Below are 23,319 nucleotides of genomic sequence, written 5' to 3'. Positions count from 1 at the left end.
GAGGGTTACGGTTTTGAGACGCGAAGTAGGCTTTAAGCCGTGTCGATGAACCGTATTGCGCTCTATTACGCCTTTGCCCCGCTGCCCGATCCCGAGGCCATCCGGCTGTGGCAGCGCGCCCTCTGCGAGAAGTGGGGGCTACGCGGGAGGATCCTCATCTCCAAGGACGGCATCAACGGCACCGTCGGTGGCGAGATCGGCGCCGTCAAGCAATACGTGAAGACCACGCGTGAGTACCCGGCGTTCAAGGGCATGGAGATCAAATGGTCCGACGGCGGAGCCGATGACTTCCCGCGGCTGAGCGTCAAGGTCCGCGACGAGATCGTCTCCTTCGGCGCCCCCGGCGAACTGGAGGTCGACGAGAACGGTGTGGTGGGCGGTGGCACGCATCTGGCGCCCGAGGAACTGCACGCCCTGGTCGACGCGAAGCGCGCAGCGGGGGAGGAGGTGGTCTTCTTCGACGGCCGGAACGCTTTCGAGGCGCAGATCGGGCGGTTCAAGGGCGCCGTGGTGCCCGACGTGCGGACCACCCATGACTTCGTCCGCGAGCTCGACTCGGGCAAGTACGACGACCTCAAGGACAAGCCCGTGGTCACCTACTGCACCGGCGGGATCCGCTGCGAGGTGCTCTCCAGCCTCATGGTCAACCGCGGTTTCCAGGAGGTCTACCAGCTCGACGGCGGGATCGTCCGCTACGGCGAGAAGTACCGCGACGGCGGGCTCTGGGAGGGGTCCCTCTACGTGTTCGACAAGCGCATGCACCTCGAGTTCAGCGATGACGCCGTGACCCTCGGACGATGCGTCAGGTGTGGGGCCCCCACGAACACCTTCGAGAACTGCTCGGATCCCGCGTGCCGCAACCTGACCCTGTACTGCGCCGGATGTGCCGCCGATCCGGTGACGCTGCGCTGCCCGCAGGGGTGCGAGTCGGACGAGGCCGAGGCGACGGCAGCGGGCGCCGCCTGATGCCGGTCACCGCCGCGTACGGGGAGTTCGACGACGACGTCCCCTCCGCGCCCTCCAGCGACGACCCGGCCGCGCTCGAGGCGCTCGCCGGGGATCTGACGGTGCTCGACTACACGGTCGACGGCGTCGAAGCGCTTCTCGGCAGCGCCGCGTACACGGCGCTGGGCCGCGGGCAGCTGGCACCCGCGCTGCTGGAGGGTCGGCGTCTCCTCAGCGAGGACGGGCACGACGACGAGGCCGGCAACGACGAGACCTACGGCGAGGCCGGCAACGACGAGACCGGCAGCGAGGGCGGCAACGGCGGGACCGGACGCGGAGCCGGAGCACGTGCCGTCCCCGTGCTGCTGTGGCTCCTCGGCGAGACCGTGGCGACGGACGATCTGCAGGCGGCCTTCCCGGGCATCGGCGTCGCCGGACTCGAGAAGCTCCGGCTCATCGAGCGGGTGCCGGGCGATCCCGCCGCGGCGCCGTCCGACGCGCCCGGTGACGCTCCCCGGGAATCCCCGGCAGGCGGGCGGAACCACGGCGGAACCCCGGACCCCTGGCGCGCCACCGTCGAACTGCGCCCCTACGGCTCGGACGTCGGAGGCAACCTCTGGGTGGCCAGCGACCTCGGGTCCGAACAGCGGCCGGGTCCGCTGCGCCACGACCACGTCCTCGGGATCGGAGGCGCGTCCCTGACGCTGGCGCAGACCGTGATGAGGGCGCCGGTGGACCGGGCCCTGGACCTCGGCACCGGCAGCGGCATCCAGGCCTTCCACCTCCTGTCGCACGCCCGCCACGTCACCCTGACCGACGTCTCCGACCGCGCGCTGGCCTTCGCCCGCTTCAACCTCCTGCTGAACGCGCCGGCCCTGGATCTCGACCCGCTGCACCTCGGCGAGCGGGTCAGCCTCCGCCTCGGGAGCCTGCTCGAGCCGGTGGCGGGGGAGCGGTTCGGGCTCGTGGTGTCCAATCCGCCGTTCGTGATCACCCCGCGCACGGGCGACCCGACGGAGTCGTACACCTACCGCGACGGCGGCCTCGCCGGCGACGCCGTCGTGTCGACCCTGATCCGGGACCTCCCAGGGATCCTCGCGCCGGGCGGCGTGGCGCAGCTGCTCGGCAACTGGGAGATCACCGAGGGCACCGCGTGGGAGCGCCGCATCCGCGGCTTCGTGCCTCCCGGCGTCGACGCCTGGATCATCCAGCGCGAGCAGCTGACACCCGTGCAGTACGCCGAGACGTGGCTGCGGGATGCCGCCGAGAACCGGGACCGGGATGCCTACCTGGAGAGCTTCGCCGCCTATCTCGCGGACTTCGCCGCGCGCGACGTCGAGGGCATCGGTTTCGGCTCGGTGTGGCTGCGGCGCCCGCGGGACCGGCGCGACGTCGTGCGGGTGACGCTCGAGGAGATCACGCACGAGATCGAACAGCCCGTGGGTCCGCACCTGGCGGCCGCCGTTGGGCGCGGGGACTGGCTCGCCGCCCACACGGAGCAGGCGGCATCGGGCACCGGTATCGCGGACGCGTTCCTGCTCGTCGCCGACGACGTCACCGAGGAACGGCACCAGCGGCCCGGCGCGGAGCACCCGGGCGTGATCCTGCTGCGGCAGGGCGCCGGCCTCCGGCGCACAACGCTGCTCAGCACCGAGCTCGCCGGATTCGTGTCCGCGTGCGACGGCGACCTCACCGCCGGTCAGATCGCAGGCGCCCTCGCGATGCTCCTGGAGCGGCCCGATGCGGCGTTCACGGCGGGACTGCTGGTCGATGTCGAGCAGCTCATCCGCGAGGGCTTCCTGATTCCGGTCCCCTGAAACCAGCGGCTACCCTTGTGCAGGTACTCATGACGCATACTGTGAGTTGAGGCCCAGCAGAGGGATCCCGACCGGATGCCCACCACCCTGCCGCGGCATCGCCCCGTATATATAGGAGAGAAGTGCCGACCAAGGCCACGGACAAGAAGCACGGCAAGAAGCTCGTCATCGTTGAGTCCCCCAGCAAGATCAAGAGCATCTCGGGCTATCTCGGCGAGGGTTTCCAGGTCGCGGCGTCCATGGGGCACATCCGCGACCTCCCGCAGCCCTCCGATCTCCCCGCCGAGCTAAAGAAGTCCTCCGTGGGCAAGTTCGCGGTGGATCTGGACAAGGATTTCGAGCCGTACTACGTCGTTTCCCCGGAGAAGCGGAAGACCGTCGCGGAACTCAAGGCGGCCCTGAAGGACGCCGACGAGCTCTACCTCGCCACCGACGCCGACCGCGAGGGCGAAGCCATCGCGTGGCACCTGCTGCAGGTCCTGAAGCCGAAGGTCCCCGTGTACCGCCTGACCTTCGGCGAGATCACCAAGGAGGCCGTCACCCGCGCCCTCGGGGAGCTGCGCGAGGTCGACATCCCCATGGTCGACGCCCAGGAGACCCGGCGTATCCTCGACCGCCTCTACGGCTACGAGATCTCGCCCGTGCTCTGGCGCAAGGTGGCCCGCGGTCTGTCCGCCGGCCGCGTGCAGTCGGTGGCCACGCGCCTGGTCGTCGAGCGCGAACGCGAGCGCATGGCGTTCCGCGCGGCGTCGTACTGGGACCTCACCGGCACCTTCACGCCCGAGGACACCTCCAAGGGCAGCGCCTTCCCGGCCAAGCTCGTCGCCGTCGACGGCCGCCGCATCGCCTCCGGCAAGGACTTCTCCGACCGTGGCGAGCTGAAGGCTGCCAACGTGGTCCGGCTCGACGGCGACGCCGCGCGCTCGCTCGCCACCGGCCTGGAGAGCGCCGCGTTCGAGGTCCGGTCCCTCGAGACCAAGCCCTACACGCGCCGTCCCGCCGCCCCGTTCACCACCTCGACGCTGCAGCAGGAGGCGGCCCGCAAGCTGCGCTTCAGCTCCAAGGTCACCATGCAGGTGGCGCAGCGCCTGTACGAGAACGGCTACATCACCTACATGCGTACCGACTCCTCGGCGCTCTCGGACCAGGCCATCAACGCCGCGCGCCGCCAGGCGTCGGAGCTGTACGGTCCCGAGTACGTCCCGGAGTCCCGCCGCGTCTACAAGGGCAAGGCCAAGAACGCGCAGGAGGCCCACGAGGCCATCCGTCCCGCGGGTGACTCCTTCCGCACCCCCGCCCAGGTGGCGCAGTCGCTGCGCGGCGACGAGTTCCGCCTGTACGAACTGATCTGGAAGCGCACCGTCGCCTCCCAGATGGCGGATGCGAAGGGTTCGACGGCGTCGCTGCGCCTGGGCGCCCGGAGCGCCGACGGCCGCGATGCCGAGTTCGCCGCCTCCGGCACGGTCATCACCTTCCGCGGCTTCCTCGCCGCCTACGAGGAGGGCCGTGACGCCGACCGCACCGAGGACGGGACGGACGACGACGCCCAGGGCACGCGCCTGCCCAACGTCGCCAAGGGCGACGCGCTGGGCGCGACGGCGATCGAGGCCGTGGGCCACGAGACCTCGCCGCCCCCGCGCTACACCGAGGCGTCGCTCGTGAAGGTGCTCGACGAGCGCGGCATCGGGCGCCCCTCCACCTACGCCGCGACGATGTCCACGATCATGGACCGCGGCTACGTCAGCTCCCGGGGTCAGGCGCTCGTGCCGAGCTGGATCGCGTTCTCGGTGGTGCGCCTGCTCGAGGAGCACTTCAACGACTACGTCGACTACGACTTCACGGCGGAGCTCGAGGAGGACCTCGACCGCATCTCCCGTGGCGAGGCGGGTCGGGTGGAGTGGCTCAACCACTTCTACTACGGCGACCGCAAGGACACCGGCCTGCACACGATCGTCGCCGAGCTCGGCGAGATCGACGCGCGGAGCATCAACTCCGTGGAGATCGCGGAGGGCATTACCCTGCGCGTCGGCAAGTTCGGCCCGTACCTCGAGAAGCCGCTGCCGGCGGATGCCCCCGAGGGTACCGAACCGCAGCGTGCCAACGTCCCCGAGGACCTCGCGCCGGACGAGCTGACGGTCGAGAAGGCCCTCGAGCTGATGGAGGCGCCCACCTCGCAGGAGCGCGTGCTCGGGACCGACCCGGAGACCGGGCGTACCATCGTGGCCCGCGACGGCCGCTACGGGCCGTACGTGATCGAGCTGATCCCGGAGCCCACCGCGGAGGATCTCGCCAACCAGCCGGTCGAGTACTACAAGAACGGCAAGCCCAAGCCGCCGAAGAAGCCCGCGAAGGTCAAGCCGCGCACGGGCTCGCTCTTCAAGTCCATGTCGGTGGACACCGTCACGCTCGAGGACGCCCTGAGGCTCATGAACCTCCCGCGCGTGCTCGGCACGGACGAGGACGGCAAGGAGATCACGGTGCAGAACGGCCGCTTCGGGCCCTACCTGAAGAAGGGCAGCGACTCGCGCTCCATCGGCTCGGAGGAGGAGATCTTCACGATCACCCTCGAGCAGGCCCTGGAGATCTACGCGCAGCCCAAGCAGCGCGCCGGACGGACGGTCACGCCGCCGCTTGCCGAGTTCGGCGAGGACCCGGTGAGCGAGAAGCCCATCGTGGTGAAGGACGGCCGTTTCGGGCCCTACATCACGGACGGTGTCACCAACATCACGGTGCCCGGCTCGATGGCCATCGAGGAGCTGACGCGCGAGCAGGCGATCGACATGCTCGCCGAGAAGCGGGCCAAGGGTCCGGCGCCGAAGAAGACCACCCGGCGGGCACCCGCGAAGCGCAAGGTCGCTGCAGGGAAGTAGCCCGTTGCGCGGTATGAACAGACACACACAAGCGGGGGATGAGCTGGAAGCGCGGGAGCAATGCGGTTAGGTGTACTGGACATCGGGTCGAACACGGTCCATCTGCTGCTGGTGGATGCCCACCCGGGTGGCCGCCCGGTGCCGTTCGCGTCCCATAAGAAGCCCCTGCAGCTGGTGGCCTATCTCGACGAGGACGGCAGCATCTCACGGGAGGGACAGGACGAGCTCGTCGGTTTCGTCCGGGAGGCCCGTGCGTTCGCCGCGGGGCACGACGCCGAGGACTTCCTCGCTTTCTGCACCTCCGCGATCCGCGAGGCCGGCAACGGCCGTGAGGTCCTCACCCGTGTGCGGGAGGAGACCGGCGTGGACCTCCAGGAGCTCTCGGGCGACCAGGAGGCGGCGGTGACCTTCCAGGCCGTCCGCCGCTGGTACGGCTGGGGTGCGGAGTCCATCCTGAACCTGGACATCGGGGGCGGCTCCTTCGAGATGGCGATGGGGACCGACGAACTGCCGGAGGTGGCGCTGTCCGTGCCGCTGGGTGCCGGCAGGCTCACGCGTGACTGGCTGACCAAGGACCCGCCGTCGGCGAAGAGCGTGAAGGAGCTGCGCCGCTACATCAGGGCGACGCTCCGCGAGGCAGTGCCCCGGTTCGCGCACCTGGGGGAGCCGCATCTGGTCGCGGGCACCTCGAAGACGTTCCGGTCCCTGGCGCGCATCGCCGGGGCGGCACCATCGGCCGCCGGGCCGTTCGTGCGACGTGAGCTGCGCCTCGAGGACCTCTCCCTGTGGACCAAGCGGCTGGCCGCGATGAGCTCCGCGGACCGCATGAACCTCGACGGCGTCTCCGAGCTGCGGGCGCCGCAGGTCCTCGCCGGTGCTCTCGTGGCCGAGTGCGCACTCGAACTGTTCAACGTGCCCTCCATGGACATCTGCCCCTGGGCGCTGCGCGAGGGTCTGCTGCTGCGGCGCTTCGACGCCAAGATGTTCGACGCGGACGAGCCGCTGCAGGGCGCCGGGGTGGGGCATGCCCAGCTCGACTCGCTGCGGCGCACCTCCCTGCCCCAGGGAGCCTGACGTGGCCGAGTCCGACGGCGCTCCGCGCGCCATCCCCGTGGCCCTGTCCAGCGCCTCCGTCTACCCGCTGGCGGTGCACGACGCCTTCGCCTTGGCGCAGGACCTCGGCTACGACGGCGTGGAGGTCATGGTCACCAACAACTCGGTGAGCCAGGACCCCGACCAGCTCGCCGTCCTCAGTGAGCGGTACGGCATGCCGATCTTCGCGATCCACGCGCCGACCCTGCTCCTGACGCAGCAGGTGTGGGGCAAGGCCTGGACGAAGATCGAGCTGTCCGCGGCGATGGCCGCCGAAGTGGGCGCCCGGACCGTGGTCACCCACCCGCCCTTCCGCTGGCAGACCGGCTACGCCGAGGAGTTCCCCGAGGGGATCGCGCGCGTCGCGGCGGAGTACGGCGTGGAGATCGCCGTCGAGAACATGTACCCCTGGAAGGTCAGGGGTCGTGAGGCGAAGGCCTACCTGCCGCACTGGAACCCCATCCCGGAGCCCTACGAGCGCATCACCTGGGACTTCTCCCACGCGGCGATCGCCGGCATGGACTCCTACGAGGAGATCCGCGCCCTCGGGGGAAGGCTCGCCCACGTGCACCTCACGGACGGGACGCCCAACGGCAAGGACGAGCACCTGCTGCCGGGGCAGGGGCAGCAGCGGTGCGCCGAGGCCCTCGGCCACCTCGCCGGGGCGGGGTGGGACGGCGTCGTCGCGGTGGAGGTCAGCACACGGCGCGCCCGCGCCGCAGGGGAGCGCGAGGAATGGCTCGCACAGACGCTGCGGTTCGCGCGGGAGCACCTGGGCCACTGAGGCGTGGGAGGCGCGGATCCCGGACGGTATCCCGAGCAGCGCACCAGGGGCCGACTCCCGGGACCACCCTCAGACAGGGATGGCGCCGGTGGACGGTCCAGATGTTGGGGGGATCATCTGGTGCCACCGGCGCCGGACCGGATCAGGAATTCCGGCCTCACTCGCACCCTTATGAGGTGTTCTCAACCCTAGGGCTCCTGCTTGTGCGGCAACACCGAGGATGCTGGGAGAAGGCTGGAAGTGCCCGTGGCAGGATGAAGCCATGACCCTCCACGCCACACAGCGCATCGCCTTCCTCGGGTGCGGATCCATGAACGAATCCATCCTCGCCGGGCTGCTGACCGCCGGTCTCGACCCTGCGCAGGTCACCGCCACCGTGCGCCGGAGCGAACGGGCCGCCGAACTGAGGGAGCGGTACGGGGTGGACGCACGCGCCACGTCCGACGACGACGCCGCGAACACCTCGGCGGTGCGGGAGGCAGACGTCGTCGTGCTGGGCGTGAAGCCCGTGGGCATCGTCCCGCTCGCCCGGGAGATCGCGCCGGGCCTGCAGCCGTCCGCCGTCGTCGTGAGCGTCGCCGCCGCCGTGTCCATCGCCATGATCGAGGCCGCGCTGCCCGCGGGCCAGCCCGTCATCCGCTCGATGCCCAACACGCCCTCGAGGCTGGGCAGGGGCGTGCTGTCCATCTCGGCCGGATCCGCCGCCGGCCCGGAGCTCATGGCGCAGGCCCGTGACCTCCTGCGGCCCGCAGGCACGGTCGTCGAGATCCCCGAGGACCAGGTGGACGCCCTCTCGGCCGTCAGCGGTTCCGGCCCTGCGTACGCGTTCTACCTGGCCGAGGCCATGGCCGCCGCCGGCGTCGAGCTGGGCCTCGATGCCGATCTCTCCACGCTCATCGCCCGGGAGACCGTCGCGGGAGCGGGCTTCATGCTCGCCGAGGACGGCGCCGACGCCGCAGGCCTCCGACGGGCCGTCACGAGCCCCAACGGCACCACCCAGGCGGCCATCGAGACCTTCGAGGCGCGAGGCCTGACGCGTGTCGTCGCCGACGGCGCACGGGCCGCGACGGCGAGGGCCGCCGCGATCACGCGCGAGCTCGCGGAACCGTCGCAGTCCTGACGGGCTGTGCGGACCGGACCGGCAGGGCCCAGACCGTCAGCAGCGCGACCGGCAGGACCACGCCGAGACCCGTGAACAGCCGCAGCGGCAGCGGACCCTCGCCCGAGACCGTGCCCGTGAGCGTCAGGGTGACGGTGATCGAGGAGAACATCATCACGGGGACGAGGGCACCGAGCAGCGCCCGGCTCAGGGCGCGGCGGGGTCCCCTCCGGGATCGGGCGAAGACGTGGCCGACCGGGAAGAGGAGGGCGATCCACACCCAGTGGTGGAACCACGAGATGGGCGAGATCGCGAGCATCACGACGGCGTTGGCCGTGACGGCACGCAGGGAGTCGCCCTCGCGGTCCGCGCGGCGGATGGCGAGGTAGCCCACGGCCACGACGCCCAGGGACGCGAGCAGCCAGGCGGGCCCCTGGAGGGTCTCGGGCAGCCCGGACTGGGCGACGATCGAGTTCAGCGACACGTTGTAGAGGTCCGCCGTCGCTCCTACCCGGGAGGCGTCGAACAGGGCATCCAGCCAGAAGACCACCGACTCGCGGGGCGCTAGGAGCCACCCGAGGGCGACCGTCGAGGCGAACGACGCCGCCATCCACGCGAGCGAGCGCCAGTCGCGCCGCGCGAGGAACACGAGGCCGAAGGCGAGCGGCGTGAGCTTGATGCCCGCGGCGACGCCGATCAGGACTCCAGAGGGCAGGCGGGTGGAGCGGAGCAGGTCGGCGAGGATCAGCACCATCAGCAGCGCATTGACCTGGCCGAAGCCGAGGCCCTCCCGCCACGGCCCGCTGATGCCGATCAGCAGCATCGCCGCCAGGACCGCGACAGGCATGCCCCAGGCACTGCGTGGAGCGGTGTTCCCCTGTGCGCCGGGGCCGGCGGACCGCAGGTACCGCACGACGACGACGGCCACCCCGACGAGGCAGGCGCACGAGAGCGCCGTGACGATCCCGAGGGCTACCGCCTCCGGGAGCAGCGCGAGCGGCACGAAGAGGATCGCGGCGAACGGCGGGTACGTGAACGGCAGCCCGCGGGTGTCCGTCTGCACGAGCGCGTCGTCGTACAGCTCCTTGTCCCCGGCCAGCCCGAGCAGCGCCAGCGCGCCCTCGCGGTACACCGCGAGGTCGAGCCCGTGGATCTGCGCCGCGAGGACGACGACGGCGAGCACGAGGGCACCGCCCACCGCTGCCATCGCGCCGAGGGGTCCGCGACGGCGCTGCGCCGTCGTCGGCGCGCCTCCGAGGGATACGCGTCGGCGCATCCCCCCGGACGTGCTCGTCCCCGTCGCCCGCCGGAGGTCCGCACCGGGCACGTCAGGGCCGGCCGGCAAAGCGCTCGAGCAGGTCCACGTGTCCGGAGACGATCAGCATGTCGCGGCCGGACACCTTGGTGTCGGGACGCGCGTAGGTGAAGTCCTCGCCCGGCGACTTCACGCCGACCACCGTGACGCCGTACTTGGAACGCACGGAGGACTCCGCGAGGGTGAAGCCCTGGGTCTCCTTGGGCGGGTACATCTTCACGATCGCGAAGCCGTCGTCGAACTCGATGAAGTCCAGCATCCGGCCGCCCACGAGGTGAGCGGCGCGCTGCCCGGCGTCGGCCTCGGGGTAGATCACGTGGTTGGCGCCGATGCGCTTGAGGATCTTGCCGTGGGAGGGCGTGATGGCCTTGACCCAGAGGTGGTCGATGCCGAGGTCCACGAGGTTTGCCGTGATCAGCACACTGGACTCGATCGAGGTGCCCACTCCCACGACGGCGGCCGAGAACTCCTGGGCGCCGAGCTGGCGGAGCGAGTCGAGGTTCGTCGCATCGGCCTCGACCACGTGGGTGAGGATGCCTGCGAATTTCTGCACGAGCTGCGGGTCCCGCTCGATGGCGAGCACTTCGCGGCCCTGCCGCACGAGCTGTTCGGCGGTGGCCGCGCCGAAGCGGCCGAGGCCGATCACGAGGACGGGTGCGTTGTGGGCGGGTCTTTCAGCCAATGATCGGCCTCTCGTCTGGGTAGCGGTAGAGCGTGCTGCGTTGCCTCAGCGCGAGGGCCGAGGCGAGGGTGATGGTGCCCATGCGCCCTGCGAACATCAGGGCGGACAGGACGTACTTGCCCTCCGGCGGCAGTTCCGCGCTGAGGTTGGTACTGAGGCCGCAGGTCGCGAAGGCGGAGATGACCTCGAACACCACCTTGTCGAGCGGCTCGTCCGTCATGCGCAGCAGCAGGCCGCTGCCGATCAGGACGAGCGTGGCGCCCATGAAGATGACCGAGATGGCCACGCGCATCACCCCGGAGGGGATGGTCCGGCCCCACGCGCGGACGTCCGCGTCGCCGCGGGCCTCGGCCACGATGGCGAGGAACATGACGGCGATGGTGGTCACCTTGATCCCGCCGGCGGTGGAGGCGGAACCCCCGCCTGCGAACATGAGGGCGTCCGTCAGGAGCATCGTCGTCGTCGTCATGTCGTTCTGGTCCACGAGGTTGAACCCGCCGGAGCGGGTCATGACCGAGGCGAAGAGGGCATGGATGGACTTGTCGACGACGCCGAGGTTCGCGATGGTGCGGTCGTTCTCCCACTCGAGGAAGCCCCAGGCGAAGGTCCCGGCCACCAGGAGGATCAGCGACACCGACACCGTGAGCTTGGCGTGCAGCGTCCACTTGCTGAAGCGGTGGCGCACCTGGACGAGGACCATGATCACCGGGAAGCCGAGGCTGCCCAGGAACACCCCGGCCATGAGCGGGGTCAGGATCCACAGGTCCGTCTCGTAGGGCACCAGGCCATCGCTGTGGGGGGTGAAACCGGCGTTGTTGAAGGCGGAGATGGAGTAGAAGATGCCGTGCCAGAGCGCCTGCCACCAGGGTTCCCCGAGGATCATGAACCGGGGTATCAGGACGACGGCGAGGACGATCTCGATCAGCACCGACGTGGTGATGACGATCCGCAGGAGCGTGCCGATCTCGCCGAGGCGGCTGGCGTTGTTCAGCGCTTCCTGGGCCAGCAGTTTGCCGCGCACGCCGAGCCGCTTGCTCACGATCAGCGCGAGGAGGGAGGCGAGGGTCAGGGTGCCCAGTCCGCCGATGAAGATGCCGAGCAGGATCACCAGCTGGCCGAAGAAGGACCAGTGCGTGGCGGTGGACACGACGGTGAGGCCCGTGACGCACACCGCCGACACCGCGGTGAAGAAGGCGTCGTGCAGGGGTGTGACCTGCCGGTCGCTGGACGCCACGGGCAGGCTCAGCAGCACCGTGAAGACGAGGATGACGGCGGTGAAGATGAGGAGGGCGAGGCGTGCGGGTGAGCTGTTCGCGAAGGAGTCGATGAAGTCCCGGATCGAGGCCAGCAGCCTGACGTATCCGTTCCGATCGTCCTTCAGCCACCGTGGCTGTTGACTTAGCATTGACGCCCGCTCTGCCCCGTTTGCTGGTCCTTCCGCCGAAGCGGGCCGAAAAAAATACTTCCTGCAGTAGTAAAGCACTCTCCCGGTGCGCGACACCGGAATATCGCCCATCGCGTAGCCTTGCTGCAATGTCTACGCACTCCGGGTCCGCGGTTCCCCTCCAGGTCGTCTGGGACGAATCCATGCTGTCCTACGACTTCGGCGGCCAGCACCCCATGAACCCGGAGAGACTGCATCTCACGGCCCGGCTCATGCGCGAGTGCGGCCTGCTCGATCTCCGGCAGGTGGCGGTCGCCCCTCCGTTCGTCGCCTCCGACGAGGAGCTGGCGACGGTCCACAGCGCGGACTACATCAGCGCGGTGCGGCACGTGAGCAGCAACCCGGACGCCTCCGATGCAGCCAAGGGTCTCGGCACCGAGGACAACCCGGCGTTCGCCGGCATGCACGAGGCCAGTGCCCGCCTCGCGGGCGGCTCGCTCGCCGCTGCCGAGGCGCTGCTGCAGGGCACGGCCGTGCGGGCGGTCAACTTCGGCGGGGGGATGCACCATGCCGCCCGGTCGCGGGCCAGTGGGTTCTGCATCTACAACGACACGGCGGCCTCGATCCAGCGTCTGCTCGACCGCGGTGCGCAGCGGGTCCTCTACGTCGACGTCGACGCCCATCACGGAGACGGTACGCAGAGCATCTTCTGGGACGACCGCCGCGTCCTCACCATCTCCCTGCACGAGACGGGCATGAGTCTCTTCCCCGGGACGGGGTTCGCCAACGAGACCGGGGGGCCCGGCGCCGAGGGGTATGCGGTGAATGTCGCCCTGCCCACGCTGTCCGGGGATGCGGCGGTCCTGAGGGCGTTCCACGCCGTCGTGCCGCAGCTGGCGGAGGCCTTCGCGCCGGACGTCATCGTGAGCCAGCACGGGTGCGACTCCCACCGCGAGGATCCCCTCACCAACCTGCGGGTCAGCGTCGACGCCCAGCACGCGATGATGCTGGGCGTGCGGGAGCTCGCGGACCGCCTCTGCGGAGGACGATGGATCGCCACCGGCGGCGGCGGGTACGCCCTCACCAGCGTGGTGCCGCGCTCCTGGGCCCTGCTCGTGGCTGTCGCGGCCGAAGCGGCGACCGGACCGAGGACCCCGGTCCCCGCCGCCTGGCGGGAGTACGTGCTCGAGCGGCACGGCGTGGACACCCCGGGCCTCATGGGTGACGGGGCGGACACCTGGTGGCGTTCCTGGGAGGTCGGCTACGACCCGAACGACGACCTGGACCGCACCGTGATGGCCACGCGGAAAGCGGTCTTCCCGCTGCACGGCCTCGACCCCTGGTTCGACTGACCCGCCTTCCGACGCATGATGCCGTCGGGCGTATATATCGCTAGGGTGGGCGGATGGGAATCGATGATGTATTCGCCGTCATCGCCGAAGGCACGCGCAGGCAGATCCTCAGGACCCTGCGTGACGGCGACAGGGCGGTGGGGGAGCTCGTGATCGAGCTGCAGGTGAGCCAGCCGACGGTGTCCAAGCACCTCAAGGTCCTGCGTGAGGCGGGACTGGTGACGATGAGGGCCCAGGGCCAGAAGCGCTACTACTCGCTGGACACCGCACCCCTCGGCCACGTGCGCGAGTGGCTCGCCGGATTCGACGCGGAGGGTTCATCCGGTCCCGCCCCGGGAGTTCCCGACACAGGGCAGCAGGACCGGGCCGGATCGGCGCTGGAGACGGTGTCCGAGGCGATCGCGGCGGCGGATCCGGACGCGGCGGAAGCCGAGGTGCTGGCCACCGAGATCCTCGTGGCACCGGAACCCGCCGGGGTCGACGCCCCGAGGCCCCCCATCGGCAGGACCATGGGCCGGGCGGCCGAGCGGGCCGCGGACCTGCTCTCGCAGTTGCGGCGCCGTCGCGACCCCTCCTCGTAGCAGTCCTGATGCGGAGATGCACGGGCTGCCCGTCTCTTTCACTTGGATAACATCAGCCACTACAGTGGATCCTTAGGCGGATCATCCCCGTGCCACAAGGCGACACGCCGAGCGGTCGCTCGAGGGGTACGCTCCTCGATGCCGGTCGGGTGAAGCGCTGGCCCCCATGTGAAGGAAAAGTGGTGTGATGGCGGACGGGAACAACTTCTCGGATGTGCAGTTCCTGACGGTCGCGGAAGTGGCCGATCTCCTGCGCGTGTCGAAGATGACCGTGTACCGGCTCGTCCACGCCGGGGACCTGCCGGCCGTTCAGTTCGGCCGCTCCTACCGCGTCCCGGGATCCGCCGTGGGCGAGTTCCTCCGCAACGCCCAGGTGGACGGCCAGACGGAGAGCGCTTGAGCCGCTGGTGGCCGTCCGGTCCGTTCTCCAAACGGATGTACCCTGTTAAGGAGCGTTTTGGGCGGGCTTCTCGCCCGCTCGACTTATTGCATCATCCGGGCAACTGCCAGCAGGCACACGCCATTCGCCACCAGTGCGGGTCTCCGGCTTCCGGCCGTGGTCCGTGCTGGCACCACGACAGTCTGTGAGGACTCTATGGGTTCAGTTATCAAGAAGCGCCGCAAGCGTATGGCCAAGAAGAAGCACCGCAAGCTGCTTCGCAAGACGCGCCACCAGCGCCGCAACAAGAAGTAGCCAGCATCCGGCGTCACGCCGGAGCCGACCGGCCCGGATCTCCGCCCTCGTGGCAGGGGAGCCGGGCCGTCGTCGTTCCCGGGGTGGGCGGCTGCCGGCCCGTCAGCGGCTCCTGAACCGTGAGAAGCCGCGCCACAGCCCGTAGATGGAGCCGGCGACGGTGGCCGCGCGCAGCCCGAACGTCGCCGCGCGGCGGCCGCTGCGGAAGTCGTAGACCGGCCAGTTGTTGGCCCGCGCGTGGCGTCGGAGCCTGTTGTCGGGGTTGATGGCCACGGGGTGGCCGACGACGGTCAGCAGGGGGATGTCGTTGTAGGAGTCGCTGTAGCCCCAGCAGCGTGCGAGGTCGAGGTCCTCGCGTTCCGCGAGTTCCAGCACGGCGGCGGCCTTGGCGGGCCCGTGCAGGAATTCGCCCACCAGCTTGCCCGTGTAGAGGCCCTCCGCGACCTCGCCCACCGTGCCGAGGGCGCCGGTCAGCCCGAGGCGGCTGGAGATGACGCCCGCCACCTCCACCGGCGTTCCCGTCACGAGCCAGACCTGGCGGCCGGAGGAGAGGTGCTGCTCGGCCAGGGCGCGGGCGCCGGGCCAGATCTTCGACGCGATCATCTCGTCGTAGACCTCCTCACCGAGCGCCAGGATGTCCTCGTGGGCGATGCCGATCGCGAAGGCGAGCGCCGCGTCCCGCACCGAGTTGACGTCCGTCATGGTCTCGCCGCGCATGATGAACCGCAGCTGCTTCCACGCGAGGCCGGCGGCGAACCGCAGGGTGAACGCCCTCCGCTGGTACATCTTGCGGGCCACGTGGAACAGGCTCGCGCCACGCATCAGTGTGTTGTCGACGTCGAAGAACGCCGCTTCGCCCTGTGACGGTACCGGCGGCTCTGGGAGGGGCTGCGTGCCCCGGGCGGCGTCCGGCATGTTCCGAGTGTAGTTGTTCGCCCCCGGGCCCCCGCTGCGGCGCGGCAGTACGGTGGGAGCATGGAATCACCCGCCGAGATGCCGGGTCCGGGCGTCGTGCTCCTGACCCGCCCCGAGTGCCACCTCTGCGAGGACGCACGGATCGTCGTCGCGCGTGTGACAGCCGATGTCGGGGTGGGCTGGCAGGAGCTGTCGGTCACCCAGGCGCCCGCGCTGGGGGTGCGGTTCGCCGAGGAGTTGCCCGTCCTGTTCATCGACGGCGTGCAGCGCGATTTCTGGTCCATCGACGAGGCCAGGCTGCGTCGGCTCCTGTCGCGGCCGCCGGGCGGCTGAGCCCTGGGCGGGCGCCGCTTCACCGGCTTGGTGGCCCCGCGCCGTCGGCATACAGTGGTGATACTCCCGCCCCGACGACGAGGTCCGGAGTATCCGCCCGTCCATCGCGGACGGTGGCGCTAGCGACGGAGCCGATGACAGTGACAACGCCGGACATGCCAGGCCTACGCCCCGTGGGTGACGGGGCACGCCACATCCCGCCCGCGTCGGTGGCCCGCCTCACCATCTACCTGAGGGCACTCAACTCCCTCCTTGCCGAGGGGACCGAACGCGTGTCCTCCGAGGAGCTGGCGGACGCCGCCGGCGTGAACTCGCCGATGCTGCGGAAGGACCTCTCCTACCTCGGGTCCTACGGCACGCGCGGAGTCGGCTACGACGTCCAGGTCCTCAACCGGCAGATCTCGATCGCGCTCGGACTGACCCTCGACTGGCGCGTGGCCATCATCGGTGCGGGCAACCTCGGCCGCGCGCTCGCAGGGTACTCGGGGTTCGTGTCGCGGGGATTCGAGATCGTGGCGCTCTTCGACGCGGACCAGCTGGTCGTCGGCACCGAGGTCGGGTACCTGCGGGTCAGTGCGATCAGCGAGCTGGAAGCGGTGCTGGAGCGGACGCGGACCAATATGGCGGTCCTCTCGGTGCCCGGGTCCGTGGCGCAGGAACTGTGCGACAGGCTCGTGGCCGCCGGCATCTCGAGCATCCTCAGCTTCGCGCCCGTGGTGCTGCAGGTACCGCCGCACGTCCAGCTGCGCAAGGTGGACATGTCCACGGAGCTGCAGATCCTCGCCTACCACGCGCAGAGGGCGCAGGAGCCGGACCTCGGTCCGATCTCCCGCGCCCAGTAGGAAGCGCGGCCGCCCGGCTCAGTACCCGAGCCTCTGCGGCGCGAAGTAGGGCCGCGCGGGCTTGAGGTAGGTCATCACGACGCCGGCGGCCCCGACCAGCATCACGAGCACGCTGAGCGCCATCGACAGCGCCGGTGTCTCGGGCATCGTCTGTCCGCCGGCCGCGGCCGCCTGACTCGCGAGCGGCAGCAGGAGCAGGGTGCCGAGCGTGATCACCACGTTCAGCGCGGCGAGCACGGTCGCGGTGATGCGCGCCCAGTTCTGGCCCTTGCGGATGAAGATCGCGAGGACCACGTAGACGGCAGCGAAGAGGACGGCGAAGACCACCGTCAGCCCCAGGCCGAACGACCCGCCGGCCACGTCGGGCACCTCGGTGGTCAGGGCGGAGATGAGCGAGGACAGCAGGTAGAGCACGCCCGCAGCCAGGATCAGGTAGTAGGCCCTCATGACCTCCTTGGGTGCCGGCCCCTTCTCCACGGGTCCGGCAGCGCCGGCCGACGTGGGATAGGCATAGCCCGAGGGCTGAGCCGCCTGGTAGCCGTAGGGGCTCTGCTGGCTGTACGGGCTCGGCTGGCTGCTCCCGTCCGCGCCGGGCGGGTTCCATCCCCGGCCGTCGTTCTGTCCGGTTCCCGGGTTGTCCTGTGGCGTGCTCATCGCGGCGTCCTCCGTTGCGCTCTCATTCGGTCATCCTTCCGCCGGTGCCCCCATGGACGCGCCCAGCGTGGATGGGGTCGCTGCAAGACTAAGTTCGTCGGCCACCGGAGACAACAGGGCTCGACGCAGACGGCCGGCGCCGTCGGGAGGACGGCGCCGGCCAGGGCGTGGAACGGGCGGCGCGGGGCCGCCTCATGTCGGTGTGGGACGGATCAGGCAGCGACGGCGGCAGGTGCCACGAATGCCGCGTCGATCGTGATGGTCACCTTGTCGCCCACGAGGACGCCGCCGGCTTCGAGGGCTGCGTTCCAGGTGAGGCCGAAGTCCTTGCGGGAGATGCTCGTCGAGGCGGAGACGCCGGCGCGGGTGGCGCCGAAGGGGTCCACTGCCACGCCGTTGAACTCGGCGTCGAGGACCACGGGGCGGGTGATGCCGCGGATGGTGAGGTCACCGTTGATCCGGTAGGTCTCGCCCGAGCCCTCGTGCGAGGTGGACACGAACGTCATCTCGGGGAACTCCTCGACGTCGAAGAAGTCCGCGCCCTTGACGTGGGCGTCGCGGTTCTCGTCGCCGGAGGTGAAGGATGCGGTCCGGATGGTCGCCGAGATGCTGGAATCCTCGAGGGAGGACCCTACGGTGAGGGAGGCGTCGACGTCGCGGAAGGCGCCGCGCACCTTGCTGATGCCGGCGTGGCGGACGCTGAACCCGACCTCGCTGTGTGCGGGATCGAAGGACCAGGTGCCGGTGGTGAGGCTTGAGGGAACGGTCATGATGAACTCCTGTGAGGCTGGGCGGTCGGTACGGGATAGATAAGCATGCGTATGCATGTTTTATTCCACACTTTCCTCAAAGGTTCAACTGAACGCCCTCAGCGGAAGGAATCCGGGCGATTCGCCCTCGCGGACGCGCATGCGGGAAACTGGGAGGATGCAGCGATCAACCGTCCACCTGGTGCGCCACGGTGAGGTCCACAACCCCGACGGCGTCCTCTACGGACGGCTTCCCGAGTTCCATCTCTCCGAGCTGGGGCGCCGCATGGCCGCCCAGATGGCCGACCACTTCGAACGGCGGCGGGACGACGGCGCCAATATCGTGCACCTCGTGGCGTCCCCGCTCACCCGTGCCCAGGAGACCGCGCAGCCCGTCGCGGACGCGCTCGGTCTCGGCATCATCACCGACGAGCGCATCATCGAGGCGGAGAACCGCTTCGAGGGCATGTCGCGGATCCGGAGCAGGCTCCGCCAGCCCCGCTACTGGCCTCTCCTCGTCAACCCATTCCGGCCCTCGTGGGGAGAGCCCTACACCCGGCAGGCCGAGCGCGTCCTCGCAGGAGTGCAGGATGCACGCCGGCAGGCCATCGAGCTGGCCGGGGATGCCCCGGACCGGCCCGCGGAAGCCATCCTCGTCAGTCACCAGCTCCCGATCTGGGTCACGCGGCTCGCCGCGGAGAACAGGCGCCTGTGGCACGACCCCCGTCAGCGCGAATGCACCCTCACCTCCATCACGTCGCTCGAGTTCGTGGGCGACACGATCCAGCGTGTGAGCTACGTCGAGCCGTGTGCCGATCTGCTGCCCGGTGCGGCGAATGTCCCCGGGGCGTAATAGAATTACTACACGACGTAGAAATCAACGGAAGAAGCCGTGACACCAAGCAACCGTCCCCCGAAGCGCCGGTTCCTGCTCAAGCTGGGCATGGCGCTGGCCTTCACCGTGCCGGTCTCCCTCGGAGTCACGTCCTGCGCCGCCGAGGACCCCCTCGCGCAGCAGGCCGCCGCGGGCGACGGCAAGAACTACATCGCGGGCGACGGATCAGTCACCGAGTACGCCGAGAGGGGAGAGCCGGTCGAGGTCTCCGGTGCGCTGTTCGACGGCACGTCCGTCTCCAGCGCCGACTGGAAGGGCCAGGTCACCGTCCTCAACTTCTGGTACGCCTCCTGTGCCCCGTGCCGTGAGGAGGCGCCCGACCTCGTCTCGCTCCATGACGAGTACGAGCCGCAGGGCGCCGCCTTCTACGGCGTGAACATCCGGGACGAGCGTGCGACCGCCGAGGCGTTCGAGCGCAGCTTCGACATCCCCTACGCCAGCTTCGACGACAAGGACGGCCGGGTGCTGCTCGACATGACGCAGTACGTGCCACCGCAGGCGGTCCCCACGACGATCGTCCTCGACCGCGAGGGACGGGTCTCCGCGCGGATCCTCGGGCTCGCGGACCGCGGCACACTCAAGGCCCTGATCAGCGATGCCCTCGCCGAGTAGCGCGTCGGCCGCGCCCCGCCCATGAGCCTCCTGGCCGCCCCGCAGGCAGGATCGCTCATCGCATCCGTGCCACTCGCCGCCGGGAACGGCTTCGCCGACACCGTCCTCAACGGCTCGATGCTCCTCGCCCTGCCGGTCGCCCTGCTGGCCGGCCTGGTGTCCTTCGCCTCGCCCTGCGTCCTGCCACTGGTGCCCGGCTACCTCGGGTACGTCACCGGGCTGACCGGCGTGGACCTCGAGAAGCAGAGGAGGGGGCGCATGGTGGCCGGCATCGGCCTGTTCGTCCTCGGGTTCTCGGCGGTGTTCATGGCCTACGGCACGCTGTTCGGGCAGCTCGGATCCTTCCTGCGCGTCTCGCAGGGATGGCTCATCCAGGTGTTCGGCGTCGTCGTGATCCTGCTGGGCGTCGTCTTCATGGGCGGCCTCTCCTGGTTCCAGCGGGAGAGCCGGGTGCACGCCAGGGTTCCGGCAGGACTCCTGGGCGCCCCACTGCTCGGCGTCACCTTCGGCCTCGGCTGGGCGCCCTGCATCGGCCCGACGCTCGGCGCGGTCCAGCTGCTGGCGATCTCCGGTGACGACGCGACGGCGCTCAAGGGCGCCGTGCTGACCTTCGTCTACTGCCTGGGCCTCGGCCTGCCGTTCCTGCTGATCGCGCTCGGCGTGCGCCGCGGGATGGGGGCGCTCGCCTTCTTCCGACGGCACCGGCTCCTGCTGCAGCGGGCAGGAGGCGGCATGCTGGTGCTCGTCGGCGTGCTCATGGTGAGCGGCGTCTGGAACCTGCTGATCACGCAGCTGCAGGATCTGCTGATCGGCACCGTGGTGCTGCCGATATGACACGCACCATGGCATGCGGGGCCGCATCACGCCACGACGGATCGTCATCGAGGGGAAGGGCACAGTGAAGCAGGACGTCTCGCAGGACACGAGGGACAGGGCGGGCGCCGCGGGTGCCGCGTCCGACGTCGTCCTGCCCTCGCTCGGGTTCTTCGGCACGCTGCGCTGGGCCTGGACGCAGCTGACGAGCATGCGGACAGCGCTGTTCCTGCTCCTGCTGCTCGCCGTCGCGGCTGTTCCGGGCTCGCTGTTCCCGCAGCGGCCCGCGAACCCCGCCGTCGTCACGCAGTACCTCCAGGACAACCCGGACACCGGGCCCGTGCTCGACTGGTTCCAGCTCTTCGACGTCTACTCGTCGGTGTGGTTCTCGGCCATCTACCTCCTGCTCTTCGTCTCGCTGATCGGCTGCGTGGTTCCCCGCGCGATCGCGCACTTCAGGGCGGTCCGCTCGAAGCCGCCGCGCACGCCCAGGCGGCTCTCCCGCCTGCCCGTCTACGGCACGCTCGAGGTGCCCGCGGATCGCGCGCGGGAGGCCGGACTGACGCCGTCGTCCGCCGCCGAGCAGGCCGCGGTGCTGCTGAAGAAGCGCGGCTACCGCGTCGACGTGCGCGACGCCGGGACCGACCGCCCGTCGGTCGGCGCCGAGCGCGGCCTCGCCAAGGAGCTCGGGAACCTCGTCTTCCACACCTCACTGATCGGGGTGCTCGTCTCGGTGGCCGTCGGCGGGCTGTTCGGCTACAACGGTCAGAAGGTCGTCGTGGAGGGCGACAGCTTCGTCAACACCCTCATCGGTTACGACAGCTTCAGTCCGGGGTCCAACTTCTCCGACGACCGGCTCGAGCCCTACTCCCTCCGCCTCGACTCCTTCGACGTCCGCTTCGACCGCGAGCAGGAGAGCCACTACGGCCAGCCGCTGGACTTCACCGCCGAGCTCACCACGCAGGACGGCCCGGGCCGGGACGAGGAGCAGCAGGTCCTCAAGGTCAACGAGCCGCTCAGCATCGGCGGGACCAACGTTTACCTCGTCGGCAACGGGTACGCGCCCGTCGTGACGGTGCGCGATGGCGAGGGCAATGTCGCGTCGCAGGGGCCTGTGGTGTCGGTCCCGTCCGACGGCCTCTACACGTCCCTGATCGTCATCAAGGCGCCCGACGCCCGGCCGGAGCAGCTCGGCTTCGTGGGGTTCTTCCTCCCCACGGCCTTCGTCGACGAGGACGGTGTGTCCTTCTCGCGGGACCCGGACCCGTTCAACCCGCAGCTCAACCTCAACTCCTACTACGGGGACCTCGGTCTGGACGACGGCACCCCGGAGAACGTCTACGTCCTCGACACGGAGAACCTGACCGAGCTGAACAGCCGGAACAACGACGCCGGCGGGATCGTGCTCGGCGTCGGCCAGACCTACGACCTGCCCGAGGGCAAGGGTTCGATCACCTTCGACGGGCTCAAGCGCTACGTCGCCCTCGACATCCACCACGACCCGGGCGAAGTGGGAGCCCTCGTGTTCTCCACGCTCGCGCTCCTCGGCCTCACCGCGTCCCTGTTCATCGGGCGCCGCAGGCTGTGGGTGCGGACCGGTGAGCACCCCGACGGGCGCATCATGCTGGAGTACGGCCTGCTGGCACGCGGCGAGGACCACCGGCTCGCCGCCGAGGGCCAGGCCGTCGGGAAACTGCTGGCGGACCACTGGTTGGTCGCGTCCGGCACCACGGGGGACCATAGGGAGCAGGAGGCCGCGTCGTCGGCAGCCGGCTCGGGGCAGTCGCACCACAACGCAAAGGACAACTGATGCCAGTACCAGTCAACGCCGAGCTCGGGCAGGCCAGTGAGCTGTTCATGCTGCTGGCCTCCATCGCCTACATGGTGGCCCTCGTGTTCTTCGTCCTCGACCTCGTGAAGTCGAGCACGACCATCAGCACGCTCGAGACGCGCCTCGCCCGGGCCGATGCGCCCGCGCGCACTCTCGCGGGCGTCGGGGCGCGCGGAACAGGGTCGACGTCGGCCGCCACCGTGCCCGCCACGGCCGACGACTCCATGGACTACGGGGCAGGGCCCCGCCGCGGACGGGCGCGGATCGCCGTCGCGCTGACGGTCCTGGCAGCGCTGATCCACGGCACCGCCGTGGTCACCCGCGGCGTCGCCGCCCACCGCGTGCCGTGGGGCAACATGTACGAGTTCTGCACCACGGGCGCCTTCCTCGTCGCCGTCATCTTCCTCGTCACGCTCACCCGCAAGGACCTGCGCTTCGTCGGGTCCTTCGTGGTGGGACTCGTGGTCATCATGCTCTGTGCCGCGACCGTCGGTTTCCCGACGCCCGTCGCCAACCTGATCCCGGCCCTGCAGAGCTACTGGCTGGTGGTCCACGTCTCCATCGCCGTCGCGTCCTCGGCGATGTTCACCATCACGTTCGCGATGTCGGTGCTGCAGCTCCTGCAGACCTCCCGCGAGGCCAAGCTCCTGGCGGGCAAGGCCGACACCGCCAAGTTCCTCCGCCTGGTGCCGTCCGCCCTCAGCCTCGAGAACCTGTCCTACCGCCTGAACGCCATCGCCTTCGTGGGCTGGACCTTCACCCTCATGGCGGGTGCGATCTGGGCCGAGCAGGCCTGGGGCCGCTACTGGGGCTGGGACACCAAGGAGGTATGGACCTTCGTCATCTGGACCGTCTACGCCGGCTACCTCCACGCCCGCGCCACCCGCGGCTGGACGGGGACGCGCGCAGCGTGGCTGTCGATCGTCGGCTACCTCTGCATCGTCTTCAACTTCACGATCGTGAACATCTACTTCTCGGGACTGCACAGCTACGCAGGCTGAGTCCTCCCGACCGGACGGAAGAGCCCCGCGGCAGCCGCCGCGGGGCTCTTCGATGTCCG

23 protein-coding genes are annotated in these 23,319 nt (G+C 69.9%); 17 read left to right on the top strand and 6 right to left on the bottom strand.

Features of this window, described 5'->3' with window-relative positions:
* Positions 1-39 precede the first annotated feature (39 nt).
* The 6 genes from trhO to proC all read left to right on the top strand — a co-directional run bounded on the left by trhO (position 40) and on the right by proC (position 8,628).
* The gene (gene trhO / locus CI785_RS16465) at positions 40-966 is read left to right on the top strand and encodes an oxygen-dependent tRNA uridine(34) hydroxylase TrhO (protein WP_105033140.1); all 927 of its coding nucleotides are present in this window, start codon (positions 40-42) and stop codon (positions 964-966) included.
* Positions 966-2,762 (top strand): DUF7059 domain-containing protein, encoded by a 1,797-nt coding sequence (locus tag CI785_RS16460; RefSeq protein ID WP_105033139.1) that lies wholly within the window; start codon positions 966-968, stop codon positions 2,760-2,762. Before trhO ends, CI785_RS16460 begins: the two co-directional genes overlap by 1 nt.
* Before the next feature lie 122 nt (positions 2,763-2,884).
* Positions 2,885-5,632: a type I DNA topoisomerase gene (gene topA, locus CI785_RS16455; RefSeq protein ID WP_105033138.1), complete on the top strand. Its 2,748-nt coding sequence runs from the start codon at positions 2,885-2,887 to the stop codon at positions 5,630-5,632.
* Between the two features lie 60 nt (positions 5,633-5,692).
* The gene (locus tag CI785_RS16450) at positions 5,693-6,706 is read left to right on the top strand and encodes a Ppx/GppA phosphatase family protein (protein WP_105033137.1); all 1,014 of its coding nucleotides are present in this window, start codon (positions 5,693-5,695) and stop codon (positions 6,704-6,706) included.
* On the top strand, positions 6,657-7,508 hold the full coding sequence (locus tag CI785_RS16445; RefSeq protein WP_105033136.1) for a sugar phosphate isomerase/epimerase family protein: 852 nt from the start codon (positions 6,657-6,659) through the stop codon (positions 7,506-7,508). Before CI785_RS16450 ends, CI785_RS16445 begins: the two co-directional genes overlap by 50 nt.
* A gap of 262 nt (positions 7,509-7,770) precedes the next feature.
* A complete protein-coding gene (gene proC / locus CI785_RS16440) occupies positions 7,771-8,628 on the top strand; it encodes a pyrroline-5-carboxylate reductase (protein ID WP_105033135.1) in 858 nt (285 codons plus the stop codon).
* Here proC and CI785_RS16435 read toward each other — a convergent pair.
* The 3 genes from CI785_RS16435 to CI785_RS16425 are packed head-to-tail and all read right to left on the bottom strand — an operon-like array spanning position 8,594 to position 12,009.
* Positions 8,594-9,883: a glycosyltransferase 87 family protein gene (locus CI785_RS16435; protein WP_157940306.1), complete on the bottom strand. Its 1,290-nt coding sequence runs from the start codon at positions 9,881-9,883 to the stop codon at positions 8,594-8,596. The genes proC and CI785_RS16435 overlap by 35 nt on opposite strands.
* A gap of 52 nt (positions 9,884-9,935) precedes the next feature.
* A complete protein-coding gene (locus tag CI785_RS16430; RefSeq protein ID WP_105033133.1) occupies positions 9,936-10,604 on the bottom strand; it encodes a potassium channel family protein in 669 nt (222 codons plus the stop codon).
* A complete protein-coding gene (locus tag CI785_RS16425) occupies positions 10,597-12,009 on the bottom strand; it encodes a TrkH family potassium uptake protein (protein ID WP_105033132.1) in 1,413 nt (470 codons plus the stop codon). The genes CI785_RS16430 and CI785_RS16425 overlap by 8 nt, the downstream gene beginning before the upstream one ends.
* 128 nt (positions 12,010-12,137) lie before the next feature.
* On the opposite strand from CI785_RS16425, the gene CI785_RS16420 reads away from it, so the two are divergent.
* From CI785_RS16420 to CI785_RS16405, 4 genes are all read left to right on the top strand, one after another.
* Positions 12,138-13,340 (top strand): acetoin utilization protein AcuC, encoded by a 1,203-nt coding sequence (locus CI785_RS16420; protein ID WP_240615251.1) that lies wholly within the window; start codon positions 12,138-12,140, stop codon positions 13,338-13,340.
* A gap of 53 nt (positions 13,341-13,393) precedes the next feature.
* Positions 13,394-13,921, top strand: coding sequence for an ArsR/SmtB family transcription factor (locus CI785_RS16415; RefSeq protein ID WP_105033131.1), 528 nt, complete (start codon positions 13,394-13,396; stop codon positions 13,919-13,921).
* A gap of 187 nt (positions 13,922-14,108) precedes the next feature.
* Positions 14,109-14,321, top strand: a complete 213-nt coding sequence (locus CI785_RS16410; RefSeq protein WP_105033130.1) for a helix-turn-helix domain-containing protein — start codon at positions 14,109-14,111, stop codon at positions 14,319-14,321.
* A 195-nt stretch (positions 14,322-14,516) separates the two neighbouring features.
* The gene (locus tag CI785_RS16405; protein ID WP_003792170.1) at positions 14,517-14,615 is read left to right on the top strand and encodes a 30S ribosomal protein bS22; all 99 of its coding nucleotides are present in this window, start codon (positions 14,517-14,519) and stop codon (positions 14,613-14,615) included.
* Between the two features lie 102 nt (positions 14,616-14,717).
* Here the strand turns inward: CI785_RS16405 and CI785_RS16400 are convergent, their stop codons facing one another.
* A complete protein-coding gene (locus CI785_RS16400; RefSeq protein WP_105033129.1) occupies positions 14,718-15,530 on the bottom strand; it encodes an HAD family hydrolase in 813 nt (270 codons plus the stop codon).
* 60 nt (positions 15,531-15,590) lie between these two features.
* Between CI785_RS16400 and CI785_RS16395 the strand changes: the two genes are divergently transcribed.
* On the top strand, positions 15,591-15,863 hold the full coding sequence (locus CI785_RS16395) for a glutaredoxin family protein (RefSeq protein ID WP_420808259.1): 273 nt from the start codon (positions 15,591-15,593) through the stop codon (positions 15,861-15,863).
* A 155-nt stretch (positions 15,864-16,018) separates the two neighbouring features.
* Positions 16,019-16,705, top strand: coding sequence for a redox-sensing transcriptional repressor Rex (locus CI785_RS16390; protein ID WP_240615250.1), 687 nt, complete (start codon positions 16,019-16,021; stop codon positions 16,703-16,705).
* Between the two features lie 18 nt (positions 16,706-16,723).
* Here the strand turns inward: CI785_RS16390 and CI785_RS16385 are convergent, their stop codons facing one another.
* Both CI785_RS16385 and CI785_RS16380 read right to left on the bottom strand, forming a co-directional pair.
* A complete protein-coding gene (locus tag CI785_RS16385; protein WP_105033126.1) occupies positions 16,724-17,359 on the bottom strand; it encodes a hypothetical protein in 636 nt (211 codons plus the stop codon).
* Positions 17,360-17,571: 212 nt separating this feature from the next.
* On the bottom strand, positions 17,572-18,129 hold the full coding sequence (locus tag CI785_RS16380; protein ID WP_105033125.1) for a YceI family protein: 558 nt from the start codon (positions 18,127-18,129) through the stop codon (positions 17,572-17,574).
* Positions 18,130-18,286: 157 nt separating this feature from the next.
* On the opposite strand from CI785_RS16380, the gene CI785_RS16375 reads away from it, so the two are divergent.
* The 5 genes from CI785_RS16375 (at position 18,287) to ccsB (ending at position 23,260) form a co-directional block, all read left to right on the top strand.
* The gene (locus tag CI785_RS16375; RefSeq protein WP_105033124.1) at positions 18,287-18,961 is read left to right on the top strand and encodes a histidine phosphatase family protein; all 675 of its coding nucleotides are present in this window, start codon (positions 18,287-18,289) and stop codon (positions 18,959-18,961) included.
* A 90-nt stretch (positions 18,962-19,051) separates the two neighbouring features.
* Positions 19,052-19,615, top strand: a complete 564-nt coding sequence (locus tag CI785_RS16370; protein WP_105033249.1) for a TlpA family protein disulfide reductase — start codon at positions 19,052-19,054, stop codon at positions 19,613-19,615.
* Between the two features lie 117 nt (positions 19,616-19,732).
* Positions 19,733-20,449: a cytochrome c biogenesis CcdA family protein gene (locus CI785_RS16365; RefSeq protein WP_240615276.1), complete on the top strand. Its 717-nt coding sequence runs from the start codon at positions 19,733-19,735 to the stop codon at positions 20,447-20,449.
* A gap of 13 nt (positions 20,450-20,462) precedes the next feature.
* Positions 20,463-22,238: a cytochrome c biogenesis protein ResB gene (gene resB / locus CI785_RS16360; RefSeq protein ID WP_105033122.1), complete on the top strand. Its 1,776-nt coding sequence runs from the start codon at positions 20,463-20,465 to the stop codon at positions 22,236-22,238.
* On the top strand, positions 22,238-23,260 hold the full coding sequence (ccsB, locus tag CI785_RS16355; protein ID WP_105033121.1) for a c-type cytochrome biogenesis protein CcsB: 1,023 nt from the start codon (positions 22,238-22,240) through the stop codon (positions 23,258-23,260). The genes resB and ccsB overlap by 1 nt, the downstream gene beginning before the upstream one ends.
* Positions 23,261-23,319: the final 59 nt, after the last annotated feature.

The sequence above is a fragment of the Arthrobacter ruber genome, from assembly GCF_002954225.1.
Taxonomy (GTDB): domain Bacteria; phylum Actinomycetota; class Actinomycetes; order Actinomycetales; family Micrococcaceae; genus Arthrobacter_D; species Arthrobacter_D ruber.
This window is presented reverse-complemented; position numbering and strand designations above follow the sequence as displayed.